At 43.2% G+C, this 25,181-nt stretch carries 17 protein-coding genes; 13 read left to right on the forward strand and 4 right to left on the reverse strand.

The features are described from left to right. The first annotated feature begins 222 nt into the window (after positions 1–222). From IHV80_RS03100 to IHV80_RS03145, 10 genes are all read left to right on the forward strand, one after another. Positions 223–1,365 carry a bifunctional tRNA (adenosine(37)-C2)-methyltransferase TrmG/ribosomal RNA large subunit methyltransferase RlmN gene (locus IHV80_RS03100; RefSeq protein ID WP_009848292.1) on the forward strand — a complete coding sequence of 381 codons (1,143 nt, stop codon included), beginning with the start codon at positions 223–225 and terminating at the stop codon, positions 1,363–1,365. A gap of 440 nt (positions 1,366–1,805) precedes the next feature. Next, a complete protein-coding gene (locus IHV80_RS03105) occupies positions 1,806–2,732 on the forward strand; it encodes a RodZ domain-containing protein (protein ID WP_192890022.1) in 927 nt (308 codons plus the stop codon). A gap of 7 nt (positions 2,733–2,739) precedes the next feature. Further along, positions 2,740–3,861, forward strand: coding sequence for a flavodoxin-dependent (E)-4-hydroxy-3-methylbut-2-enyl-diphosphate synthase (ispG, locus tag IHV80_RS03110; protein ID WP_009848294.1), 1,122 nt, complete (start codon positions 2,740–2,742; stop codon positions 3,859–3,861). A 70-nt stretch (positions 3,862–3,931) separates the two neighbouring features. Further along, positions 3,932–5,200 (forward strand): histidine--tRNA ligase, encoded by a 1,269-nt coding sequence (hisS, locus tag IHV80_RS03115; protein ID WP_192890023.1) that lies wholly within the window; start codon positions 3,932–3,934, stop codon positions 5,198–5,200. A gap of 79 nt (positions 5,201–5,279) precedes the next feature. Then, positions 5,280–5,894, forward strand: a complete 615-nt coding sequence (locus IHV80_RS03120) for a YfgM family protein (protein ID WP_017106479.1) — start codon at positions 5,280–5,282, stop codon at positions 5,892–5,894. A 10-nt stretch (positions 5,895–5,904) separates the two neighbouring features. Continuing rightward, positions 5,905–7,065 carry an outer membrane protein assembly factor BamB gene (gene bamB, locus IHV80_RS03125; protein ID WP_192890024.1) on the forward strand — a complete coding sequence of 387 codons (1,161 nt, stop codon included), beginning with the start codon at positions 5,905–5,907 and terminating at the stop codon, positions 7,063–7,065. 158 nt (positions 7,066–7,223) lie between these two features. Further along, a complete protein-coding gene (der, locus tag IHV80_RS03130; protein ID WP_102438035.1) occupies positions 7,224–8,705 on the forward strand; it encodes a ribosome biogenesis GTPase Der in 1,482 nt (493 codons plus the stop codon). A gap of 135 nt (positions 8,706–8,840) precedes the next feature. After that, a complete protein-coding gene (locus IHV80_RS03135) occupies positions 8,841–9,743 on the forward strand; it encodes an alanyl-tRNA editing protein (protein WP_192890025.1) in 903 nt (300 codons plus the stop codon). A 289-nt stretch (positions 9,744–10,032) separates the two neighbouring features. Next, positions 10,033–11,034, forward strand: coding sequence for a sensor domain-containing diguanylate cyclase (locus tag IHV80_RS03140; protein ID WP_192890026.1), 1,002 nt, complete (start codon positions 10,033–10,035; stop codon positions 11,032–11,034). Between the two features lie 36 nt (positions 11,035–11,070). Beyond that, complete coding sequence (locus tag IHV80_RS03145) at positions 11,071–11,310, forward strand: zinc ribbon domain-containing protein (RefSeq protein ID WP_192890027.1); 240 nt, start codon at positions 11,071–11,073, stop codon at positions 11,308–11,310. Positions 11,311–11,436: 126 nt separating this feature from the next. Here IHV80_RS03145 and IHV80_RS03150 read toward each other — a convergent pair whose 3' ends face one another. The 4 genes from IHV80_RS03150 to xseA form a co-directional block, all read right to left on the reverse strand. Beyond that, entirely contained in the window at positions 11,437–14,085 is a 2,649-nt protein-coding gene (locus IHV80_RS03150) for an Ig-like domain-containing protein (RefSeq protein WP_192890028.1), read from the reverse strand. A gap of 21 nt (positions 14,086–14,106) precedes the next feature. Continuing rightward, positions 14,107–15,138 carry an outer membrane beta-barrel protein gene (locus IHV80_RS03155; RefSeq protein ID WP_192890029.1) on the reverse strand — a complete coding sequence of 344 codons (1,032 nt, stop codon included), beginning with the start codon at positions 15,136–15,138 and terminating at the stop codon, positions 14,107–14,109. 473 nt (positions 15,139–15,611) lie between these two features. Beyond that, positions 15,612–17,381 (reverse strand): EAL domain-containing protein, encoded by a 1,770-nt coding sequence (locus tag IHV80_RS03160; RefSeq protein WP_192890030.1) that lies wholly within the window; start codon positions 17,379–17,381, stop codon positions 15,612–15,614. A gap of 696 nt (positions 17,382–18,077) precedes the next feature. Next, positions 18,078–19,418, reverse strand: coding sequence for an exodeoxyribonuclease VII large subunit (gene xseA, locus IHV80_RS03165; protein ID WP_192890031.1), 1,341 nt, complete (start codon positions 19,416–19,418; stop codon positions 18,078–18,080). Between the two features lie 269 nt (positions 19,419–19,687). Here xseA and guaB point away from each other — a divergent pair, with 269 nt between their 5' ends. The 3 genes from guaB to IHV80_RS03180 all read left to right on the forward strand — a co-directional run bounded on the left by guaB (position 19,688) and on the right by IHV80_RS03180 (position 24,926). Next, the gene (gene guaB, locus IHV80_RS03170; protein ID WP_192890032.1) at positions 19,688–21,151 is read left to right on the forward strand and encodes an IMP dehydrogenase; all 1,464 of its coding nucleotides are present in this window, start codon (positions 19,688–19,690) and stop codon (positions 21,149–21,151) included. 202 nt (positions 21,152–21,353) lie between these two features. Then, positions 21,354–22,907, forward strand: a complete 1,554-nt coding sequence (gene guaA / locus IHV80_RS03175) for a glutamine-hydrolyzing GMP synthase (protein WP_192890033.1) — start codon at positions 21,354–21,356, stop codon at positions 22,905–22,907. 306 nt (positions 22,908–23,213) lie between these two features. Then, a complete protein-coding gene (locus IHV80_RS03180; RefSeq protein WP_192890034.1) occupies positions 23,214–24,926 on the forward strand; it encodes a chitinase in 1,713 nt (570 codons plus the stop codon). Positions 24,927–25,181 lie beyond the last annotated feature (255 nt).

Consider the following 25,181-nt stretch of genomic DNA (forward strand, 5'->3'; position numbering starts at 1 on the left):
CTGTTGGAGATTATTTACGTCATTCCCGAAAGCGACGAAGGAGTGTAATCGGGAATCTCGCTTTGAATTGGTTAAACTTAAGCGAGTAAATTTGGCTGTGTGAATTTTAATCACTTAAGTTTGAATGTCTTAGTAAACACAAGGTTTTACAGTGCTTGTTGAAGTTGCGTAAAGGCTGTACAATTCGCGCCCTTAATTATTGTTCCGTCATTGAGAGGCATCATGACCACAGCTAAAGTCAATCTACTCGATTTTGATCGTAAAGGTCTTCGTAAATTTTTCACAGAAGAACTGAATGAGAAAGCGTTTCGAGCAGAGCAAGTGATGAAGTGGATTTATCACTTCGGTGTCGATGACTTCGAACAAATGAACAACATCAACAAAAAGTTACGTGAGAAACTGCTGCATCGCTGTGAGATTGTTGCACCTATTGTTTCTGAAGCTCAGCACTCTGCGGATGGCACCATTAAATGGGCTATGAGCGTTGGAGACCAAGACGTTGAAACGGTATACATCCCAGATGGTGACCGTGCGACGCTATGTGTATCTTCGCAAGTAGGTTGTGCGCTTGAATGTAAATTCTGCTCTACGGCTCAACAGGGATTCAACCGTAACTTGAAAGTTTCAGAGATCGTTGGTCAAATCTGGCGTGCTGCACGTGAAATCGGTTTAGAGAAAGAAACGGGTCGTCGTCCAATTACTAACGTCGTAATGATGGGTATGGGTGAGCCTCTGCTTAACATGAAGAACCTAATTCCATCATTAGAGCTGATGCTTGATGATCTAGGTTTCTCACTGTCTAAGCGTCGTGTAACAGTATCAACATCTGGTGTTGTTTCTGGTCTTGATCAGATGACAGACAACATTGATGTAGCTCTGGCGATTTCTCTACACGCACCAAACGATGCACTACGTAGCCAAATCATGCCAATCAACGACCGTTGGGATATCCAAGATTTCCTAGCCTCGGTTCGTCGTTACATTGCTTCTTCAAATGCTAACCGCGGTAAAGTAACGGTTGAGTACGTTCTGTTGGATCATGTGAATGATGATATGGACCATGCTCGTGAACTTGCTGAGTTAATGAAAGATACGCCTTGTAAGATCAACTTGATTCCATTCAACCCTTATCCGGGGTCGCCTTACAAGAAGCCAAGCAACTCTCGTATTGATCGCTTCCAAAAAACACTGATGGAATACAACTACACAGTAACGGTTCGTAAAACACGTGGTGATGATATTGATGCCGCATGTGGCCAGTTGGTTGGTGATGTTATTGATAGAACCAAGCGTACTAAAATGCTGAAAGCCGCCTCTGAAGCTAACTTAATCGCAGGTGATGTGATTCAAGTAAAAGCGGTTTAAATACCATTTAGAACTAAACAAGCCAGAAGGATTCCTTCTGGCTTGTTGCTTTTCTGGAAGGTGAATTTCCAAGAATTGGATTTTTTCCCCACGCTTTCTTACATTTTTCGTTAAATTTTGGACAAAACCATGAGCTGACGGTAAATTTTGTCGAAAGTGTTTTTGCCTTGTAATGGCATTAGCTTATGATTAAATAATCTTAAATTAATTTAAGTGCTCGCTTGTTACCCGATAATCGTCAATGTGTCTATTTAGGTTGGCTACTTGATAAACTAGCTTCCTGAGAAAATCGCTCACCAACAGCGTGTGGTTTTCTACTTTAAGGGTTGATGAACTGGGTTACAGGAAAAATTCCACATAGTAGGTTGTAAGATTGAGCTTAAACGAAAATAAAAAATGCTCTCATCAACCTGCAATAATTATTTAGAAGTTCACTCTCTATGAACACAGAACACGAAACACAAACCAAAGAAACTGTCGCTCCAGCAATTGAAGCGGGAACGCTGCTTAAAAATAAACGAGAATCTCTGGGGTTAACACAAAAGCAGATCTCTGATCGTTTGAAGCTGCGCGTTACGCTGATTCAACAAATTGAAGAAAACCAATTCGAGTCAGATCAGGTCGCCACCTTTATGCGTGGTTACATTCGTTCATACGCGAAATACGTTAATCTTGATGAAAAAGTCGTGTTGAACGCGCTTCATCATTCTGGTGATGCTCAACACCAAGAGCAAGAAATGCTGAGCTTTTCTCGTAAGACAAAAACAGAGAAGCACAACAGCCGTATTATGATCCTTACATGGAGCATCTTTGCTGTGATTGCGGGTATCTCATCACTTTGGTGGTGGCAGAACCAGCAGCAAGACACCTTATCTCAATCTCTCGCCAATACAGAAAGCTCAGAAGAGCTTGTGGTGGAAGAGCCTCTAGAGCCAGAATTTACGTCATTAGAAGTGATTGAAGCCGAGCAAAATACTGCGGAGCCTTCAGCGACTGAAAGTACGGATACACTTGCAGTGGTTAGCGCTGCTGAGGCTTCAGGGAATATCGAGCAAGTAGAACAGACACAAGACGTTGCAGAGGTTACTCCTGTAGCGGCTGAATCAGAGACAGTGACGCCTGAACCTGTAGCCAACGAGCTAGTGATGCAGTTCTCTGCAGACTGTTGGATCCAAGTTAAAGATGCGGCAGGCAAGACTTTGTCTACTGGTATCAAAAAAGCAGGTCAGACACTCAATCTTTCAGGAACTGCGCCATACAAAGTGATTCTAGGTGCGCCAGAGGGCGTATCGATGACATTTGCAAGTGAACCCGTTGACCTTTCTGGGTATACTTCAGGCAAAGTAGCTAGAATAACCTTACCTTAGAGTTTATATGCAACACGAATCTCCTATTATTCGTCGCAAATCAACCCGTATTTATGTGGGTGATGTGCCGATCGGTGATGGTGCACCAATTGCTGTGCAATCCATGACCAACACAAGAACAACTGATGTCGCCGCGACCGTTGCTCAAATTAGAGCTTTGGAAAAAGTTGGCGCTGATATCGTTCGCGTATCTGTACCGACTATGGATGCCGCTGAAGCATTTAAGCTAATCAAGCAGCAGGTTTCTGTTCCTTTGGTGGCTGACATTCATTTCGACTACCGTATTGCCCTTAAAGTGGCAGAGTACGGTGTTGACTGTCTGCGTATTAACCCAGGTAACATCGGTAACGAAAGCCGCATTCGCTCTGTTGTGGATTGTGCTCGTGATATGAATATCCCGATTCGTATTGGTGTTAACGGCGGTTCTCTTGAAAAAGAGATCCAAGAGAAATACACAGAACCGACAGCAGAAGCACTTGTTGAATCCGCAATGCGTCACGTAGATATCCTAGACCGTTTGAACTTTGATCAATTTAAAGTCAGCGTTAAGGCTTCTGATGTATTCCTAGCCGTCGGCTCTTACCGTTTACTTGCAAAGCAGATTGATCAACCTCTTCACCTTGGTATTACAGAAGCGGGTGGTGCACGAGCTGGGTCTGTGAAATCAGCTGTAGGTTTGGGTATGCTTCTTTCTGAAGGTATCGGCGATACGCTGCGTATCTCGCTAGCGGCCGACCCTGTTGAAGAGATCAAAGTAGGCTTTGATATTCTTAAATCTTTGCGCATCCGCTCGCGTGGCATCAACTTCATTGCATGTCCGAGCTGTTCTCGTCAAGAATTCGATGTTATTAACACCGTTAACGCTCTTGAAGAGCGCTTAGAAGATGTTATTACCCCAATGGATGTATCAATCATTGGTTGTGTGGTTAACGGCCCTGGTGAAGCTGAAGTGTCTCACTTAGGTTTAGCTGGTAGTGCACGCAAGAGTGCTTTCTACGAAGACGGTAAACGTCAGAAAGAGCGTTTTGACAACGATGACCTTGTCGACAAGCTTGAAGCGAAGATCCGAGCAAAAGCATCGGTGCTTGATAAAGCAAATCGCATTGATGTAGAAAACTTAGAAGATTAATACAACGCGATGAGGTGTGTTTGTCTATTCGCACTAACACCTGGTCGTGAGAAATTACGGAATAAATACTGTGGCTAAAAATATCCAAGCAATTCGAGGCATGAACGACTGCCTTCCAACTCAATCACCACTGTGGCAGAAAGTAGAAAGTGCAGTTAAAAGTGTGGTGAGTGCATACGGTTACAACGAAGTACGTATGCCTATCGTTGAAGAGACGAACCTATTTAGCCGTGCGGTTGGTGAAGAAACTGATGTTGTTTCAAAAGAGATGTACACCTTTGATGACCGTAATGGCGATAGCCTAACGCTGCGCCCAGAAGGCACAGCAGGTTGTGTACGTTCATGTATTCAAAACAGCCTTATCAACCGTGATGAACAGCGCCTATGGTACATGGGGCCAATGTTCCGTCATGAGCGTCCTCAAAAAGGCCGTTACCGTCAATTCCACCAATGTGGTGTTGAGGTGTTTGGTCTAGATGGTCCAGATGTAGACGCTGAACTTATTATGATGACAGCACGTTTATGGCGTGAGCTGGGCATCGACAAGCACGTTCGCCTAGAACTGAACTCAATTGGTTCTCAAGAAGATCGCGTAAGCTACCGTACTGCGCTAGTGGCTTTCCTTGAGCAACACATCGATGTGCTAGATGAAGACTGCAAACGTCGCATGCACACTAACCCTTTACGTGTACTTGATACTAAGAACCCGGATGTTCAAGCTATCCTAGGTGACGCACCTCGACTATCTGAATATTTAGGTGAAGAATCAAAGCAACATTTTGCTGGTTTGTGTGAACTTCTTGACGCTGTTGGTATCGAATACCAAGTTAACGAGCGTCTAGTACGTGGCCTAGATTACTACAACCGCACAGTATTTGAGTGGATCACTGACAGCCTTGGTGCACAAGGTACAGTATGTGGTGGTGGCCGTTACGATGGTCTTGTTGAGCAACTAGGCGGTAAAGCAACTAATGCGGTTGGTTTTGCAATGGGTCTAGAGCGTCTGGTTCTAATGATGGAAACGCTAGAGCTTACAGAAGTTCGCCGTAGCGTTGACGTATACATAGTTGCTGCTGGCGAAGGTACTATGATCGCGGGCATGCAGTTAGCGAATCAATTGCGCGACACCGTTAAAGGCGTACGCGTGATGAACCACTTCGGTGGTGGTAACTTCAAGAAGCAATTCAAACGTGCTGACAAAGTAGGTGCTGTTGTAGCACTTGTACTTGGTGAGAACGAAGTTGCTGACAATACAGTTGTGCTAAAAGATTTGGTTGGTGGCGTGCAAGAAACCGTGTCTCAAACGGAAGTTGCAGAGAAAGTTGCTGCGCTAATCTAGTTAGCCATTGAGCAAACGCTCATCATGAATATTAACGTCAGCACTATGCTGGCGTTTAAAGAATTAAAGAGGACAGGAAGTGGAACTTTACGATAGCGAAGAGCAACAAGTTGAAGCCATTAAAGATTGGTGGAAAGAGAACGGTAAAGCCGTAATCTTTGGTGCGGTTATTGGTTTAGGTGGTCTATTTGGCTGGCGCTATTACCAAGATTCAGTCGTTGAAGCGCGTGAAGCAGCTTCAGAAAGCTACACCTCTGTAATTTCAGCTCTTGATACTAAGGGCGTTGATGCTCAATCTGATATTCAAGCTTTCATCGACGCAAACAAAGATGCTGAATACTCTGTTCTTGCTGCTATGCAGTTAGCTAAAGCACAAGTTCAAGCGGGTGACCTTGCAGCAGCACTTGAACAGCTTGAGTGGGCAAAATCGGCAACTAAGGACGCGGCATTAGCGCCATTACTTACTTACCGTGTTGCTCGTATCAAAGCTGAGCAAGGTGAATTTGACGCAGCGTTGACTGATCTTGAAGCGATGACTGACGAATCTTGGAAAGGCCGTGTTGCTGAACTACGTGGTGATATCTCACTTCGTAAAGGCGATACAGATGCCGCTTACAGTGCTTACTCTGAAGCACAACAAGCTGCTGATGCGAGCCAAACGCTTCAAATCAAACTTGACGACCTAGCTAAATAAGGCGCTTTGAATGAAGAAGATGTTTCCAAAAGCGGCGTTGTGTGCGATTGCTCTTGGCCTGTTAGCGGGTTGTGCGGGTGAAGAAGACACCGTAATCATGGCTCCAGTACCAACAGTAAACAGCGAGTTCACTCCTAAGCAGGAATGGTCTACGTCGGTTGGTGATGGTGTTGGTCATTACTTTTCAAAATTAACGCCAGAGCTTGCTTACGACAAAGTGTTTGTCGCAAGTCGCGAAGGTATTGTTAAAGCGCTTGATCCTGAAACGGGTAAAAAGTTGTGGGAAACCGATCTTGAAAAAGAAGTGCTCGCACGCTTATCAGGTGGCCTAACAGCGGCTTACGGCAAAGTGTTCTTAGGCTCTGAAAATGGCGAAGTGATCGCGTTAGATGAATCGACCGGTGAAGAACTGTGGCGTGTATCAGTGAACGGTGAGGTGCTTGCATCTCCTGCGACTGAAAACAACATGGTACTGGTTCATACCAGTCGCGGCATGATGATCGCTTTGGATCAAGAAAGCGGTGAACAGAAGTGGACGATTAGCACTGAAGTTCCAAGCCTAACATTACGTGGTGATAGCGCTCCCGTTGCTGTTTCTGGTGGTGTTTTCTGGGGAACTGCAAATGGTCGTTTGGCTGCTGCTATCGTTGACCGTGGTCAGCTGATTTGGCAACAACCGGTTGGTACACCAAAAGGCGCAACGGAGATTGACCGCTTGGTTGATGTTGATGCGTCACCTGTTGTTCTTGGCGGCACCTTGTATACCGTTGGTATTAATGGTCAGTTGATTGCTATCGATCTTCGTTCTGGTAAGCCAGTTTGGAAGCGTAACTACTCGTCAGCGATTGATTTGGCGAGCGATGGTAGTCGTTTGTTCGTAGTAACAGACAAAGACCACGTGGTTGCAGTAGATGCGCGTAGCGGCACTGAACTATGGAGCACTCCATTGTTAGAAAACCGCTTACTAACCGCACCTGCTATTATTAATGGTTATGTAGTCGTGGGTGATACAGAAGGTTATCTGCACTGGTTAGATCGTTCATCGGGTGAGTTTGTTGCCCAGCAGTTAGTTAATGATAGCGGCTTTGCGGTTGCGCCTATTGAATTACCTGAAGGCTACTTAGTGACTACTCGCAATGGCGATGTAAAGAAACTAACGATTAGCCAATAAAAGCGTGATACAATTCACAGTCGGCTCCTGGTTGGTAACAGCTAGGAGCCGTTTTGTTGTTATAAATTAATAAACCATGTGGTTATAGGTAAGAGTTTAAACTTGCGAACAAGTGCTTACCTATAACTACATTTAGAGAAGAAATTGTAGAGGTTGTTATGGTACCTGTTGTTGCTCTAGTAGGGCGTCCGAACGTAGGTAAATCTACGTTGTTTAACCGATTGACTCGAACTCGTGATGCATTGGTTGCGGATTTCCCTGGCTTAACGCGTGACCGTAAATACGGTCATGCTCATTTTAGTGAGCATGACTTTATTGTTATCGACACTGGTGGTATCGATGGTACCGAAGAAGGTGTTGAAACTAAAATGGCTGAACAGTCGTTAGCGGCGATTGATGAAGCTGATGTCGTTCTATTTATGGTAGATGGCCGTGCGGGTCTAACACCTTCAGATGTGGCTATTGCTAAGCACCTTCGCCAGCTAGAAAAGCCTTCAATGCTAGTAGTAAACAAGGTTGATGGTATCGACCCTGATGCTGCAAGTGCTGACTTCTGGCAGCTAGGCGTTGAAGACATGTATCAAATCGCAGCGGCACACGGTCGTGGTGTAACCGCACTGATTGACCTTGCACTTAACCCATTCGCTGAAGCGCTAAAAGCTGAGAATGGTGAAGTAAGCGATTTGACTGAGTTTGAAGACGAAGAAGAAGAGCAAGTTGATTTCACTGAAGAAGAAGCGGAAGAAGAATTCAAGCGCCTTCAAGATCAACCGATTAAGCTAGCGATCATTGGTCGTCCTAACGTAGGTAAATCAACATTAACTAACCGTATTCTTGGTGAAGAACGTGTTGTTGTTTACGATATGCCAGGTACAACTCGTGACTCTATCTACATTCCAATGCAGCGTGATGAGCGTGAATACGTTCTGATTGATACTGCAGGTGTTCGTCGTCGTAAAAACATCAATGAAACTGTAGAGAAGTTCTCTGTAGTTAAAACACTGAAAGCGATTGAAGACGCTAACGTTGTTCTACTGCTTATTGATGCTAGAGACAACATCTCTGATCAAGACTTGAGCTTGTTAGGCTTTGCGTTGAATGCTGGTCGTTCAATCGTGATTGCAGTAAACAAGTGGGATGGTCTAGACAGCGATGTTAAAGATCGCGTTAAGAAAGAGCTAGACCGCCGTTTAGGTTTCGTTGATTTCGCACGTATTCACTTTATCTCTGCACTTCACGGTACAGGTGTTGGTCACTTGTTTGAATCTGTTCAAGAAGCTTACAAGTCAGCGACAACACGTGTTGGTACTTCTGTTCTGACTCGTATCATGAAAATGGCAACCGATGATCACCAACCACCTATGGTTCGTGGCCGTCGTGTGAAACTAAAATACGCGCACGCTGGTGGTTACAATCCACCTATTATCGTTATCCACGGTAACCAAGTTCGTAACTTGCCAGATTCGTACAAACGATTCCTAATGAACTACTACCGTCGTTCGCTAGAGATCATGGGTACACCGATTCGCATTCAATTCCAGAACAGCGAAAACCCGTTTGAAGCGAAAACAAACAAGCTAACGATTTCTCAGGAACGCAAACGTAAGCGTATGATGAGCATGATGAAAGGCCGTAAATAACCCTTTCTAATCGATTTGATACCCGAGCCTGTCTCGGGTATTTTTTTAAGTAAAATTTGAGTTAGCCCTTAGCAAATAGGTTATAGATACCATTAAGGGTTAACAAATCAGACTCGATTTCAGAAGAAGAACAATATGACAATTAGCGATTTGATTACATCTGCGCAAGCAATCACACCAACCATCACTCAATTCTGTCATCAGGCTTGGCAACTTAATGCGAAAGCGCTTTATGTTGAGAGCAATGATAGTCAGAGCTACTTGATTACCGATGTGACGCCTTTTCACCCTGTTAGTCATATTTGGCCCGATCACCCAGCAGACCGAGGCTTTGTCAGCGTAAATGGTGAACAGTATATTGTGGAAGGTTGCCTTGTTGGTGCAGTAGAACAATCCACTGGAAAACTTTCTATCGCAGCAGATATCCCTGTTAAGCGTGATACGGAAGGGTGGGCGTTTGTGGTTGTTCACCAACTACCGGCATCGGCTTCTATGATTAATATTGGCGATGAAGTTGAGTTATCGGTTGATAAAGAGTACCAAGCAAGCTTGAGCCGTGGACATAGTGCTGGTCATATCGCTTTCTTAGCGTTGAATAAAGTATTGGCTGAGAGTTACTGGCGTAAAGATGCGGATAGAAAAGACCCACTTGGTAGTTACGATTTCAATAGCTATGCGCAAGTCACCAGCTTTGTGACCCCAGAACTATGCACCGACAAGTATCGTTTGGGCAAAACCTTGAAGAAACGCGGTTTGAACGTCGCAGACATGCTAGCAAACCTTAAAGGGGTTGAAGCCGACATTAATCAAATGATTGCAGGCTGGCTAGCAGAGTCTACTTCAGTCGCAATGAGACTGGAAGGCGAGGCATTAACGGACTCTCGTTACTGGGAATGGCAGCTTAATGCAGACACTCTCGTGTCTATTCCGTGTGGTGGTACTCACATTGAGAATACGTCAGAGCTTAAGGCATTATCGGTTAAGCTAACCCAGTTAGATGACCAACATATTGAAATGCTGACGCATGTAATTCGATGATTTAGGTTACAGATCAAAATGGCTTGTGCTGTTTATTTTATTTTTGCATGTAACTTTTGATATAAATGACTATTTAAAATCGAAATGCAGCATATGTAACTTATGCTTTCGGTGTGTGGTGATATAAATATTCTTTTTGGGGTAGATCGCTGATCAAAATAGATAAAGCGAAAGATCAACCTATGATCTTCGATTGTGTGTACGTCTTATTTAGTGTGTTATTATTAACCAATAGTAAGCTTGCATAAGAACAAGCTGTGCCCAATTACACAATTGAAAGTTTTAGTGAATGGAACAACAATTTTTATTAGAAGGCCACCGAGCAGTCAACAGTTTGCTTCGGAAGCTTGCTCTTGGGATGGATCGTAAGGATTTAAACCATAAGATCATTCAGCTTACCGAGCAGCTTTTTGGCCAACGTATGGCTTCAATATTATTGCTCAACTCTGAGTCAAAGACTTTACACCTAGAATATGCCCCGAACTTGCCTGATTTTTATAATCAGCAGATCGAGGGGGTGGGGATTGGTGTAGGGATTGGTTCTTGTGGCGAGGCGGCTGCGCTTAAGAAAGCGGTTATGGTCTCCAATATAAATGAACACCCTAATTGGGCTCCTTTCTTAGCGCTGACTAATCAAGCTAACCTTCATGCTTGTTGGTCGGTGCCAATTATCTCGTCACATGGTCATGTATTAGGGACGTTTGCAATTTACAGTCAGTATGTCTCTGAACCGCATGAATCTGAGCTAGAAATCTTGGATTTGTTGGCTTCTTTGTATTCAGTCGCATTGGAAAAGTACGAGTTGGAAAACCAACTTAACTTCTTTGCCAATCGCGATTCTCTTACTCATTGTTTGAATCGCCGCGCATTGTTTAACGAAGCCGAAAAGGTCTTAGCCAAGCGATGCTTTGCGCAAAAGGTTATGGCATGCCTATTTGTCGACGTCGATAAATTCAAATCGATAAATGACACCTATGGTCATAGTTTCGGTGATGATGTGCTGTTAGCGGTTGCAAAAGTCCTTGATGAGGCGACCTCAGCATGTGCCAAGATAGGTCGTTATGGTGGCGATGAGTTTGTGGTATTTTCTTGTTTTGATGATCAAAAAAGCGTATTTAACTTTTACCACAACTTAGAAAAGGCACTAGAACAAGCGCTTTACATTAACGGTGTACAGTTTTCGGTAAGTGTTGGACTTGCTTGTGAAGAAGAGCCTCAAGGATTAGAACAGTTGATTGCACAAGCTGATAAGAACATGTATCAAATCAAGCAAGCTAAGTCTCAGCAGTAGTAGATTGTCGAAATAGTAGTGAATTAGGAAATGCTAATGAGTGAAAATATCTGCCCTAAGTGTCAGTCAGAGCTAGGTTGGGATGGCAAGTATCACTGTGAAAATTGTCAGGCTCACTTTACTAAAGTTGGATTTTGCCCTGAGTGCAGCAGCCAATTAGAGAAGCTTCAAGCCTGTGGTGCCGCGAGCTATTTTTGTAATAGTGATTGCAACGAGCTCAAGTCGAAGTCGCGAGTGCGTTTTGAGTTTGAAGTTTCAATTGAAAATGACCAGTAACGAGTTAACAGACCGATTATAGTAAACATTAAGCAAATGGTCTTTGGTATTGTCTTCGCTTGCTTAATAAATGAAGCGCCACTCTGATAGTAAAGTGGCGCTATTGTCTATTATCTGGTGTTCAAGTTATTCAGAAACACAAGACACATAGTCAGCTTCAGAGGTAGGTTGATCAAAACGAAATTGAGAATCTCCAAGATCTAAGTTGTAGTATCTGTCTCCAGATTTAAACGTGGTACTCCAATAGTGGCGATCGGTTGGCCAGCCATAGTTTTGCCACATATTACCTTTGATATTACGTAAACCTTGACCTTGAGTGACACCTAAATCAGTAGAGTCATTTGTATTTAATCCTAGCTCATGCGCGTTTGTTGAGCGCCAATTATCGCGACCTGCATAGTTTATTGAGGCCAAGTGTTTACACCATCGGGCATATTGACTGTTCTCGATACCCACACCGTCATATGAGAGTTGATCAAATCTCGCAAATACACCGCCATTTGGCCCTTGAGAACCTGATTCATTATAACCATCGACGTAGGTAAGACCATTGTTGGTATTGATATCGCCTTTAGAAGTTACAAAGCCAAGTTCTTGTACTAATGCGACACTAGGGCTTGATGTATACCACAACGCTTTACCATCAACTTCGGCTGTAGCAATTTTTAAACAACTACCTTTTGCATTTTCTTGGTCGGTATCATTTAATTGACTACCGCATACAGCGTTGCTGAAGCTAGAGAAGGCGTCATTGATGGTCATTTCGTATGAACCACTTTGACCGTCAAGTCCTCCTTTACCAGTCCACGTTATCGTTACTTTGATTGGCCCTTGTGAAGTATCTGCATTACTTGTATCTATATTCCCATCGCTATCGATAGTGACTCCACTACTGGCTGGGGAAACACTCCATTCAACGAGATCTGGATCTGACGTAATGTACTCGTCACCATTTCCATCGGTTAATACAGCCGCAGCTTTTAAATTATCACCTTTATAAATACTGTCTGTCGTGGACAGCGTCGTACCGTCTTTGCTTAGCGCTACGTTAGTATTAGACACTGTCCCGAGAGTTAGTGAAAAAGTTTCAGACTGGGAGGTTACACCATTAAATATCCCCGCCGATTTATAGGTTGCCGTAGCGGTGATGCTGTTACTTCCAATCAATGCTATGGTTTTATCGTTTTTTCCAACCGTTATCTTTCCTTCGGTATCAATTGAAAGGCCTTCGGTCACAGGGCTTACTGACCATGTGATAGCGTCGGTGTCAGCTATATCTAATGTTGTACGGGTTTGATCACTCCCTTCGACCTTATACTCAACAAAAGCTTGGTTTGTTAACCCGACAGCAACGTGAGTATTTTCAAGTTTTAATAGAACTGTATTTGTTAAAACGGCCCCTGGCTCTGTTACTGTTATTCTGGCCGATGAGGATTTAGATGAACCGGTAGCTGAAATATCGGTTTCTCCACTCGAATTTGCGGTGACATCTACGGTACTTTTATGACCGTCGTAACCCGAATCGGCAGGGTTGTAGACTGATGCAATACTCTCGTTATCACTCAGCCAAGCAACTAAGCCAGATACGTTTTTCTGCATGTCATTAGCAAATGTCGCCGTTGCAGAAAGTTGACCTTTTAGATCTTGCTCTAATCCTAAAGCCGCGGGGGTCACTGTTAAATCTGTTAACGCAGAGCCCTTATTTCCGTCAATCGACCCATCTTCTGCGGGAGATACGTATAAACCATCACAATCAGGTGTATGGTGTTCACCTGCTTCGCAATACCCGTTTAGGTTACTGCTGCCGTTGTCGCCTTGGCCATCGCCATCGTTGTCTGCACCGCCACAGTCAGGCTTTCCATCTTCTTGCGGCATAGAGCAGAAGCCATCATATGGGTCGGAAGGGTCGTTAGGATCCCAGCCTTCGATGGTTTCTTTACCATTTGGGATACCATCACCGTCGCTGTCAATATTGCCATCAACAACAGGGTCATTAGGGTCGTTTGGATCCCAACCTTCGACTACTTCCCGTCCATTTTCAATCCCATCACCGTCATCGTCAGAGGCACCGTTAGCGACAGGGTCGTTAGGATCACTCGGGTCCCAACCTTCTATAGTTTCTTTGCCATCTTTTATTCCGTCGCCGTCACTATCTGAATCGCCCTTGTTTACGGGGTCGTTAGGATCATCAGGATTCCAGCCTTCAACCGTTTCTTTACCATTTTTAATCCCGTCGCCATCACTATCGGAATCTCCGTTCTTAACCGGGTCATCTGGGTTTGTGTCACTCCAGCCTTCAATTTCTTCTAGCCCCTTATTGATACCGTCTCTATCTTCATCGGCATCTCCATCGATTACAGGGCTATTAGGGTCGTTAGAATCCCATCCTTCTATGGCTTCTCTACCATCTTTTATGCCATCGCCATCACTGTCGAAGTTGCCATTGTTCACTGGGTCATTTGGATCATTCATATCCCAGTTAGCTACAGACTCGCGACCATTTTTAATTCCATCACCGTCATAGTCAAGATTGCCATTCTCAACTGGGACATGCGGGTCGTTACTATCCCAGCCGCTTTCTCTCTCTTTACTATCAGAAATACCATCTCCATCAGAATCACAATAGTCGGTATACTTAGTCTCACATGCCTTGGTAGATTGGCGTGCTAATAGTGCATCATCACTGGTTTTATCTTGGCATCCGGTAATGATTAAAGATGATAATAGAATCATTGAAGGTGTTACTTTTACTGCCTTTACTTTCCAATACTGCATAATTAATTCCCTCTATTATTGTTATTTTTTTATAGTTAGCTTTGGTGAGGTCAATTCCACGCGTCGGTTTCTAGCGCGACCACTTTCTGTATCGTTGGAAGATATTGGGTACAGCTCACCATAACCGCGACTGGTTATTCGATTGGTATCGATTCCTTCATCTATGAAGTACTGTGCTACGTTTTTTGCACGCTGCTCTGAAAGGTAGAGGTTATACTTGGAGCTCCCGGTGCTATCGGTGTAACCACTTATTTCCACTGTTGAATATGGGTAGGTTTGCAATCGACTGAGCATTGGCTTCAGTTGTTCACGTAGAGAGAAAGTCAAATTAGCGTTGTTCGATTCAAATAAAGAGTCGTTGCTATAACTGCTCAGTTCTTGGGTAAAGTGCTCTACAACTTGAGGTTGCTTAGGTTCGACAACAACTGGAGGAGGGGGAGTTGGAGCCGTTTCTAACTCACGCTGCGGAGCACTAGTTCCAAAGCGATAATCTATGCCAAGGCTTACAAAGTGAAGGTCGGTGCTACCATAAATATTGTTGATGTATTCGTAGCTCAGCTTAGTATTCCAATTTCGGTTGAGTCGGTAATCTACGCCTGTTGCTAACATTAAGGAGAAATCCGACTCTTTTTCTTCAGAGTTGGAAGTTGCTCCATTTTCAATTGACTTATTAACCATCGAATAGGCAGTTCCGATCTTGCCGTATAGCGCTAATTTTTCAGTTAACCCGTAGTCGGCTTTAATCCCTAAATCAACGTCCTGAACTGTCGCATCTAATTTATTTTGAGATTGATATGTAGCGTCGAAGTTACCTAAGTAGTTATAACCACCTTCGACAGCAAGCCAGTTTTTTATTTGATAGCCTGCATAAATGCCAGCACCTAAGTCATCATCATCACATGAGCTAAAACCATTAGAGCAAGTCATGTTTAGTTTTGTTACACCGGCTTTACCACCAATATAAAATTCATCTTCAATATGAACCCCATCGATGGCCATTGCTCCCGAAGAGAAATGGACTCCAATTAGAAGTATCAACTTGTTTAATTTCATATTTTTCTAGTCCTTTACTTTTAAAATACGCCTTATCACTCGATTCCTATTAACGATTTAACTCTAAATTTTCGGTAATAGTAAAAGCGACAAACTACTTATGCCATAAAGACATATTCATAGTGATGGGGAATACAATTCAATCAATCACGATAAGAATGTTTAATATAAACTTGTTAACAGGTAAATATATAAAATTAGATATTTATCTAAATAAAAGTTGGATAATCTAACGACAAGATTTGGAAGTGATAACGTATTTTATCCAGTGTTTCTGTTTTATGGGAAGTTGAATGTTTTTAGGTGGGAGGTATGTTAACTATCCAAGTTAAATAATGGATAATCCAAGTTTATTGCAGTAGAGGAGGTTTGCGGGTTTGTTGTAATTTGTTGTTAAGTAGTCATTTTTGTTCCACTTTGAATGGTAATTCAGAAGTGGAACTTCATAATTTAAGGGTTAGTAACGAGTCAGCTTAAGCATTAAACATTTTTCCCTGTTGATAATAACCTTCCATTTCCAACAATGAATTTGAAATCGTTTCATTATCCACACCAGTGTAGATGATGAACACATCATACACTTTACATACGGAATGTAAGCTATTTAATACTTCCATATGAATAAGAGACTTATGTTCTTTTTCAGCAGCTTCACATGTTAGATATCTATTGGTTTTAACAAATTCGGGTTTAATTTTGGTTATGTTTTGGATGTTATTATTTTCTACCCCAAAATCAGTCATGGCTATCTTGACACGATTACAGTTCTTTAATCTCTGTATACTCTCTATAGCTTGTTTATTGTAATGGAACCCAGTTTTCTCCGATAGCTCTATAACAATAAGTTCTTGATTCATTTCTGTAATGATATTTTTTACCTTTTCCGACTGTAATCTAGATTCAAATATTGAAGAGCACAGTTTAAAACCAACTTTTCTAGTGTTACTAAAGTTAGATATGGCGTCTAATAGGAATAGATTAAATATATAACTCCAATGTGAAGTATTAATTGGCTTCTGTGAATTGCTATCATCCCAATGGTTCGAGAAGCTCTGTAGTTCATAATACAGTACCTGTTCTGTTGCTCGATCAATAACGGGGTCTAGCGTTATCTCTAAGCGAGTGCATTGAGCAGTGAGATGGGTAAGTGAAATAATCGACTTTCTTTGTTGTATGACTAAGATACACAGTAGGATCAACAAGAACCTCTCGTATAAGCAATCTGAAAATAGCTCAATGCTAGTGCCATTTTTTGCGTTATATTTAAAGAAACTACTTAGGTGGTCTGCAGGTTCAGTGTTATCAAAGGTATTCAATAAGCGACCGTTCTTATATATCTTAACTCTATCTGTTAAGTAAGGGATCATGTACAGCTTATATCGGTCGTGAATTTTTGATCGAGTAAAACGGCCCCATACCACACTATCACCGGATGTTATTTTCGTGTAAAAGAAGTCTTCATGGTTGGAGAACCATTTTAGAAATGAGTATTGAGATGGCTTTAATATTGAGCTTGGGTTGATAAAGCACTTAGAGCCAGTGTTTGATATATAGTAAACCGAATCTATATTTTTTCCTTGCCTCAGGGTGCGATAAAGCAACTCTGGTGGTTTGTCACAACCAAACTCTTGAAATTTTAGAAGGGTATTTGTTGCGTCCATCGAGTACGAGTTAAACATTGTTACGATGAGCAAAGCCTGAAAAGCATATATAGATACCGCGATGACTAGTGGCCATGAGAGTATTTTGATAATGCTACTTGGACTAATATTACAACTAAGTAGAGCAAACAGCTTTCCATAAGTTTTATACCAAGGAGGACGAATAGATAACTGTTCACGGTTTAACCTTGGTATAGTTTTGGCTTCGCTTAAAACCCAGAAATATCCTTTTCGATTCATATTTAAAATGAATCGATCGCTCTTATATGGAATATTCTGATAAAAATAGGTGAGGAGTGTATGAAATTTCTTCCTAAGGGATGCAATGGTGTTCTTTAATGAATTAAAGTGCAGTTCTATCCCTGTCTTGAGTAAATAGTACTGCTCTATTTCGCGTGCGGATACTGGTGAAAGCGGGCAACTGCTACTCAAAATCGCCTCTAGGATCACCGCTTCTTTTTCAGAAATAGTGAGGTTGAAACTTTTCTTCTTCACTTTTGAGGTGATTGAAATTGTTTTGCGTGCAAATTCGGCTTGTACAATGTATTCGTCACTTTCATGGCTAAGTGCATATCTATACATTTGACTCCCCCTCACTTATAAATCAGGTTCTACTTGTAACAGATTGTTAATCGTAAACTAACGATGGTTATAGCTGATCCAGATCACACTTTTGTCAGGGAAGAGTGATAGATTAGGTCAGCATTATATTTGGTTATATTTTTAGCGGATTTGGTTTGAGGGTAGCCCTAGGTATAAAATCAAGTAATTAGACTTTATTTTTGCTAGTGACTTTTAGCTTTGGCACATATGCTTTGCCGCAAAATATCAGCACGAACTTTAGAGTGTTTCATCGAGATAACTATCGAGCGTTGATGTTCAATACAAGCGAACTTCTACATAAAACCTAATTAACTTTAGGTTTATTCAGTAAGCTAATTTTCCAAAGTAATCCCTACCGCCCTTTAGCAACACAATAAAGCGACCATATAAATTTGCCTAAATGAGAGTCGGTTTTTATGGATAATGGGGAGATGTTTTGGATAATCCTGATACTGAAAGAGAAATCAGCAAGAAGAAAGGAGCTTGAACGCAAGTTAAACCGGACATTAGCGAGTCATTGGTGATGTTATGGTTTGATAAGTTGATAGCGAAATTGCTCCTAGTTAGAGCGTGCGCCACGTCCTGTGTTGGAGTCTTATCGCAAAATATAAAAGTCCTATAGAATTGTATAGAGCTTGTTTAGAACTTTACTTTGCTGACGTGCTCCGTAAACGATTATCGGCTTTCTTTTTTAGCCGTTACTTGCGACTCAATTACACCATCCTCTACTTGAGTGGTAATCACTTCGCCTACTTCGACGTCGTTAATTGATGATACAGTCTTGCTCGATGCTGAATGAGTAATGCTGTAGCCACGCTTTAGGGTTGCCAATGGGCTTACGGTTTCTAATTTCTCGGCAGCCATTGCTAGCTGGTGGCGAGTGGTTAGTAATGTCTTATCCATTGCATCTAATAGCTTTTGCTCTGAGCGTTGCAGATGCAGTTTCTGTTCGCCAAGGCGTTTCACTGGCGAGTTCAATTGAAGCTGATGTTGTTTGCGCTCAACACGTTGTGCATGCTGCTTTAGGTATTGAGTCATACCACGACGTAAACGCATGTCTAAGTCATCAAGCTGCTGACTCTGCTTTTGCAGTTGGTAGCTAGGGTGTTGCTTCTCTAAGCGGTATTTCAAGGTTTGAGTGGATTGCGCTTGTTTGATTAGCACATGACGAATCGCACTGACTAAACGAGCACGTTTAGAGGCATAAGCTTGCTCTTTATTACTGTTGTCACGGCTAACCAATTCAGCGGCTGCTGATGGCGTTGGAGCACGCATGTCTGCGACGAAATCGGCGATAGTGACATCAACTTCGTGGCCAACGGCGCTGATAATCGGGATCTGACTTGCTGCAATTGTGCGAGCAACGATCTCGTTATTGAAGCACCATAAGTCTTCCAGTGAACCACCGCCACGACCAACGATCAATACATCACATTCGTTGCGCTCATTGGCACGTCCAATCGCTTGAGCAATCTGAATCGAAGCTCCTTCACCTTGTACCATGGTCGGATATACGATGACTGGCAATGACGGATCGCGCCTTTTTAGTACATCGAGAATATCGAAGAGGGCTGCGCCTGTTTTAGAGGTGATGACACCAACGCATTTAGGGTGTTCTGGAAGAATTTGTTTACTGGACTGAGCAAATAAGCCTTCCGCTGCCAAGTTCATCTTAAGTTTTTCAAACTCTTGCTGAAGCTTACCGTCACCTTCTGGCTGCATGCTTTCGATGATTAGTTGATAGTCACCGCGTGGCTCATAAAGAGAAAGACGAGCTTTGACTAGAACTTGATTACCGTTCTGGGGCTTAAAAGTCACATGACGATTATTACCACGGAACATGGCGCACTTTACTTGAGCGCGAGAATCTTTAAGTGTGAGGTACCAGTGACCAGAGACAGGTGCAGAGAAATTTGAGATTTCACCAACGAGCCAGACTATTCCCATTTCGTTTTCTAATAGGAGACGAACCTCTGAGTTGAGGCGAGAAACAGTAAAGATGTTTGGATTAGTCATAGAAGCACTATCTTTCCTTGAAGGAAGGTCTTTCTTGGAATCTCACAGGGCGTGAGTATGGAAGATAGCGGCAATATAATACATAGCAAGGGGGTAAATGCAAATTAAAAACACAAAAATGTGTAGCCAAGCGATTTCGTTGGCCGTATAATCCGTCCGCAATATCTAATCCAAATGCAGTTTGATTTTCCTTAATTGGCTGCCCTCATTAGGCGAAACGATGAGATTGGATTGTTTCTTTTTACTCCTATTATTGTGAGATATTGCAAATGCTAAGAATTGCCAAAGAAGCGCTGACATTCGACGACGTACTGCTAGTGCCAGCACACTCCACCGTTCTCCCTAATACAGCTGATCTTCGCACTCAGTTGACGAAGAATATTTCCCTAAACATCCCAATGATCTCTGCATCGATGGATACTGTGACAGAAGCTCGCCTAGCGATTGCACTGGCACAAGAAGGCGGAATAGGCTTCATTCATAAGAACATGTCTATTGAACAGCAAGCTGAAATGGTTCGCCAGGTTAAAATTTACGAAGCAGGTGTGGTTTCTCATCCTGTTACTGTAAACCCTGACGCGACAATTGCTGATGTTGTAGCCCTTACTCAAAAACACGGCTTTGCCGGTTTCCCTGTTGTTACTGAAACAAACGAACTTGTTGGTATTATTACTGGCCGTGACGTTCGCTTTGTGACTGACCTTTCTAAGAAAGTTGACGTAGTAATGACGCCAAAAGCTCGCCTTGCTTCTGTTAAAGAAGGTGCAACTCGTGAAGAAGTTCAAGAGAAAATGCACGAAGCGCGTGTTGAGAAAGTTCTTGTTGTAAATGATGACTTCCAACTTACTGGAATGATCACTGCAAAAGATTTCCACAAAGCAGAACGTAAACCAAACGCTTGTAAAGATGAGCGCGGCAGCCTACGTGTAGGTGCAGCTGTTGGTGCTGGTGCTGGTAACGAAGAGCGCGTTGCTGCTCTTGTTGAAGCTGGCGTAGACGTTCTACTTATCGACTCTTCACACGGTCACTCTGAAGGCGTACTTAACCGTATCCGCGACACGCGTGCTGCATACCCTGATCTACAAATCATCGGTGGTAACGTAGCAACTGGCGCTGGCGCTCGTGCTCTTATCGAAGCCGGTGTTAGTGCGGTTAAAGTGGGTATCGGCCCGGGTTCAATCTGTACGACTCGTATTGTTACTGGTTTTGGTGTTCCTCAAGTAACTGCAATCGCAGACGCAGCTGAAGTTGCAAACGAATACGGTATTCCAGTAATCGCAGATGGCGGCATCCGCTTCTCTGGCGATATCTGTAAAGCTATCGTTGCTGGTGCATCTTGTGTGATGGTTGGTTCAATGTTCGCTGGTACTGAAGAAGCACCGGGTGAAGTTATCCTTTATAACGGTCGTTCTTACAAGTCTTACCGTGGTATGGGTTCTCTTGGCGCTATGTCTCAAGGTTCTTCTGACCGTTACTTCCAATCTGACAACGCTGCAGACAAGCTTGTTCCAGAAGGTATTGAAGGTCGTATCGCATACAAAGGTCGTCTAAAAGAGATCGTTCACCAACAGATGGGCGGTTTACGCTCAAGCATGGGCCTAACGGGTTCTGCAACTGTTGAAGAGATGCGTACTAAAGCTGAGTTTGTTCGTATCTCTGGTGCGGGCATGAAAGAATCTCACGTACACGATGTTCAAATCACGAAAGAAGCACCTAACTACCGTTTAGGTTAATAATACGTCCAAACGTTTGAATAATGTGCTGATTGAGTCGGCACATTATTTTATCTAAAGCCTGTTTTGTTGAACGTATGATTTTTGCAAAACATCGCCTTATAGATAACTTACGAAAACGTTTGCTTTATTTCTTGAAGAGTTAATCAGAGGTGAGTAAACTCGCCTCCGTTTTATCACATAGCCAATAAGACTGCTTACAATGACTAAAAATATTCATGACCAACGTATTCTAATTCTGGACTTCGGTTCTCAATACACACAGCTAGTAGCTCGTCGTATTCGTGAGATCGGTGTTTACTGTGAACTTTGGAGCTGGGACGTAGAAGAAGCGGATATTCGTGAATTCAATCCAGACGGTATCATCCTATCTGGTGGGCCTGAAAGTGTAACGGAAGAGAATTCTCCACGTGCACCTCAGTACGTATTTGATTCAGGTGTTCCTGTCTTCGGTATCTGTTACGGCATGCAAACGATGGCTGAGCAACTTGGCGGTAAAGTAGCAACGTCTACTGAGCGCGAGTTTGGCTACGCAGCGGTACAAGTGACGGGTGAATCTGCACTTTTCGCTGACCTTGAGACAACTCAAGATGTTTGGATGAGCCACGGCGACAAAGTGGTTGAAATCCCTGCTGATTTCACAAAAATCGCAGAGACAGACACTTGCCCATACGCAGCAATGGCAAACGAAGATAAGAAATACTACGGTGTTCAATTTCACCCAGAAGTAACACACACTAAAAACGGTCTAAAAATGCTTGAGAACTTCGTTCTTAACGCGTGTGGTTGTGAAGGTTTGTGGACTTCAGCTTCAATCATTGAAGATGCAGTTGCACGTATTAAAGAACAAGTAGGTGACGACGAAGTTATCCTTGGTCTTTCTGGTGGTGTTGATTCATCAGTAGTAGCAATGCTTGCTCACCGTGCTATCGGCGACAAACTAACATGTGTATTTGTTGATAACGGCCTTCTTCGTTTAAACGAAGGCGAGCAGGTTATGGACATGTTTGGTGATCAATTCGGCCTTAACATCATTAAAGTTGATGCTGAAGATCGTTTCCTTAACGCTCTGGAAGGCGAAGCTGAACCAGAAGCGAAACGTAAGATCATCGGTCACGTATTCGTAGATATCTTCGATGAAGAATCTAAGAAACTGAAGAATGCTAAATGGCTTGCTCAGGGTACTATCTACCCAGACGTAATCGAGTCTGCAGCATCTAAGACTGGCAAAGCACACGTAATCAAATCTCACCACAACGTTGGTGGCCTTCCTGATGATATGGAAATGGGTCTTGTTGAGCCTTTACGTGAGCTGTTTAAAGATGAAGTACGTAAGATCGGCCTAGAGCTTGGTCTTCCATACAACATGCTTTACCGTCACCCTTTCCCGGGTCCAGGTCTAGGTGTTCGTGTACTTGGTGAAGTTAAGAAAGAGTACTGTGATTTACTGCGTCGTGCTGATGCTATCTTCATTGAAGAGCTTCACGCTGCTGACCTTTACCACAAAGTATCTCAAGCATTCACGGTATTCTTACCAGTACGTTCAGTTGGCGTAATGGGCGATGGCCGTAAGTACGATTGGGTTGTATCTCTACGTGCAGTAGAAACTATCGACTTTATGACTGCTCACTGGGCACACCTACCATACGATTTCCTAGGTAAGGTATCTAACCGTATTATCAACGAAGTTAATGGCATTTCACGTGTTGTTTACGATATTTCTGGTAAGCCACCAGCAACTATCGAGTGGGAATAATCTCTTAGAGATTTAACCAGCGTTGATTTAGCTACTATTTGATTTAGTTATTAAAAGCCTCGAACTCAGTTCGGGGCTTTTTTCTTTCTGATTCAGGGTATTAAAGAGCTATATCTAACTGCTAGAAACCAAATCAGTTGGAAACTAGATATCAGCTCAAGAAAGTATGAGACGCGTTGTTACGTATAAGTATACATAAAACTATCACTCGCACTTTTTATAAATTCATACCGCAACGGCTAGGCCATTTCACATGTGAAGCATACTCTTTGATGGACTTATTAAGGACAGATAAGAGAATCCATCATGTTAAAAATCAAATATTTGGCGACAGTAGTTAGCTGCACTTTAGCAGCACACAGTTACGCGTCTTTGAACATTCAACCTGATCCGCAAAATCCGAATGGCTACCTTGTTGAAAAGTCGGCATTACAAGCTGCTGAACAAGCGAAAACATCCGATCCTATGTATGCGATCTGGTCACAAGCATTACAAACTCGCCCCAACAGTATTGTTGAAGCGATTGAGCCGGGCTTAGCTTCGAATCCTGAAAACGTGAAACGAGTCGAGCGTGTATTCCCTCAATCTGAATGGGATTTCCTCACTCAGATGGCTGCGCCAGAATACACATACACTCGCTTCTTACGTGCGATTGGTAAATTCCCAGCCTTCTGTGGAGAGTACACCGATGGCCGTGACTCCGACGCCATCTGTAAAAAATCCATTATCACGGCCTTTGCTCATTTCTCACAAGAGACGGGCGGCCACATCGCGATAGATAACACCTCTGATAACCCATTAGCTCTAGAAGAGTGGCAGCAAGCGTTGGTGCATGTTCGTGAGATGGGTTGGTCAGAAGGCCAAGAAGGTTACACCACCGGTTGTGGCCAGAACGATTGGCAAAATGCACGTTGGCCATGTGCCGCGGGGCAGGGCTACTTTGGACGTGGTGCTAAACAGCTTTCTTATCACTTTAACTACGGCGCGTTCTCTGAAGTGATGTTCGATGGCGATGCAACGGTTCTATTGAATAATCCAGGTTTGGTTGCTGATTCATGGTTGAACTTAGCTTCTGCTATCTGGTTCTTCCTTACACCTCAAGCACCTAAACCAGCAATGCTGCACGTGATCGACCGTACTTGGACACCCTCTCAACGCGAATTAGATGCGGGAATTGGCTATGGATTTGGTACCACGATCAACGTGATTAATGGCGGTATCGAGTGTGGTGAGCAAAATAAAGACAAAGGCCAACCCGTTAACCGTATTCGTTATTGGGAAGGGTTAGCAGCGCACTATGAAATTCCTGTAGAGGCGGATGAAGCCAATACTTGCTGGCAACAAACGCCTTATGGAAGTTTGAATCTGAATGGCGCAACTGATGTGTTGTACACCAACTGGGATGGCAACTGGAAATACTACGCAGACCGCCCTGAAGGATACTCATTTGAATGTGAGCTTGTTGGTTTCCAAACTGCATACTCTGCCTTGGTTGCTGGAGATTACGAGAAGTGTGTGACCAACTTTTATGGTTCTCATGCGAGCTGGCCTGAAGTGAAAGTGGTCGATAAGCTGGATCCGGTAGACCCTGGGACTGATCCGGGTGGTAACGGTTGGAGTGCGACTAAGGTTTACAACGCTGGCGACCAAGTCACTCACAACGGTGCAACCTACGAAGCTAAATGGTGGACACAAGGGGATGACCCTGCCAATGGCGGCCCTTGGAAATTGGTTGCTGGAGAGCCAACACCACCCGTAGTGACAGATCCCTCGCCAGTTGAACCTACACCTGTTGATCCTGCTCCGGTAGACCCAACACCGGTTGAACCGCCAGTGACCGAGCCGCCTGTCGTTGTTGACCCATCGGTATTTATTACGTGGCAAGCGGGTGTTAGCCAAGTGAGTAATGGCGACAAGGTGACACATAATGGCAAGTGCTTCGTAGCTAAAAACGGTCCGGGTGTATGGGAAAGCCCTGTTCAATCGAATTGGTTCTGGGATGAAATCAGTTGTAATTGATAGTCTGAATACTGAGGAAGTGACTTAAGTTACGAGTTCAGTAGTACGACCATAGTGATATAAATAATCAAAAGCCGAAAGTTTCTACTTTCGGCTTTTTTTCGTTTCGAACTTGGCTATCTAAGAAGGTCGACTGGTCTATTGGGCTATGTTGAAGCGCATTTAAAGACTAATTACCCAGTTAGAGGATAAAGTTCTGTACAAATGCTTTTTGTGAATTTATATTCAAATTTAATTTATATTTATTCTTTTTAT

Source organism: Vibrio bathopelagicus, assembly GCF_014879975.1.
Classification (GTDB): Bacteria; Pseudomonadota; Gammaproteobacteria; order Enterobacterales; family Vibrionaceae; genus Vibrio; species Vibrio bathopelagicus.

Coding starts and splice junctions, on each gene's coding strand:
- IHV80_RS03105 (WP_192890022.1), top strand. CDS start 1,806: ATGAACACAGAACACGAAACACAAACCAAAGAAACTGTCGCTCCAGCA.
- IHV80_RS03150 (WP_192890028.1), bottom strand. CDS start 14,085: ATGCAGTATTGGAAAGTAAAGGCAGTAAAAGTAACACCTTCAATGATT.
- der (WP_102438035.1), top strand. CDS start 7,224: ATGGTACCTGTTGTTGCTCTAGTAGGGCGTCCGAACGTAGGTAAATCT.
- IHV80_RS03155 (WP_192890029.1), bottom strand. CDS start 15,138: ATGAAATTAAACAAGTTGATACTTCTAATTGGAGTCCATTTCTCTTCG.
- ispG (WP_009848294.1), top strand. CDS start 2,740: ATGCAACACGAATCTCCTATTATTCGTCGCAAATCAACCCGTATTTAT.
- guaB (WP_192890032.1), top strand. CDS start 19,688: ATGCTAAGAATTGCCAAAGAAGCGCTGACATTCGACGACGTACTGCTA.
- IHV80_RS03135 (WP_192890025.1), top strand. CDS start 8,841: ATGACAATTAGCGATTTGATTACATCTGCGCAAGCAATCACACCAACC.
- xseA (WP_192890031.1), bottom strand. CDS start 19,418: ATGACTAATCCAAACATCTTTACTGTTTCTCGCCTCAACTCAGAGGTT.
- guaA (WP_192890033.1), top strand. CDS start 21,354: ATGACTAAAAATATTCATGACCAACGTATTCTAATTCTGGACTTCGGT.
- IHV80_RS03160 (WP_192890030.1), bottom strand. CDS start 17,381: ATGTATAGATATGCACTTAGCCATGAAAGTGACGAATACATTGTACAA.
- IHV80_RS03100 (WP_009848292.1), top strand. CDS start 223: ATGACCACAGCTAAAGTCAATCTACTCGATTTTGATCGTAAAGGTCTT.
- IHV80_RS03140 (WP_192890026.1), top strand. CDS start 10,033: ATGGAACAACAATTTTTATTAGAAGGCCACCGAGCAGTCAACAGTTTG.
- IHV80_RS03145 (WP_192890027.1), top strand. CDS start 11,071: ATGAGTGAAAATATCTGCCCTAAGTGTCAGTCAGAGCTAGGTTGGGAT.
- IHV80_RS03180 (WP_192890034.1), top strand. CDS start 23,214: ATGTTAAAAATCAAATATTTGGCGACAGTAGTTAGCTGCACTTTAGCA.
- bamB (WP_192890024.1), top strand. CDS start 5,905: ATGAAGAAGATGTTTCCAAAAGCGGCGTTGTGTGCGATTGCTCTTGGC.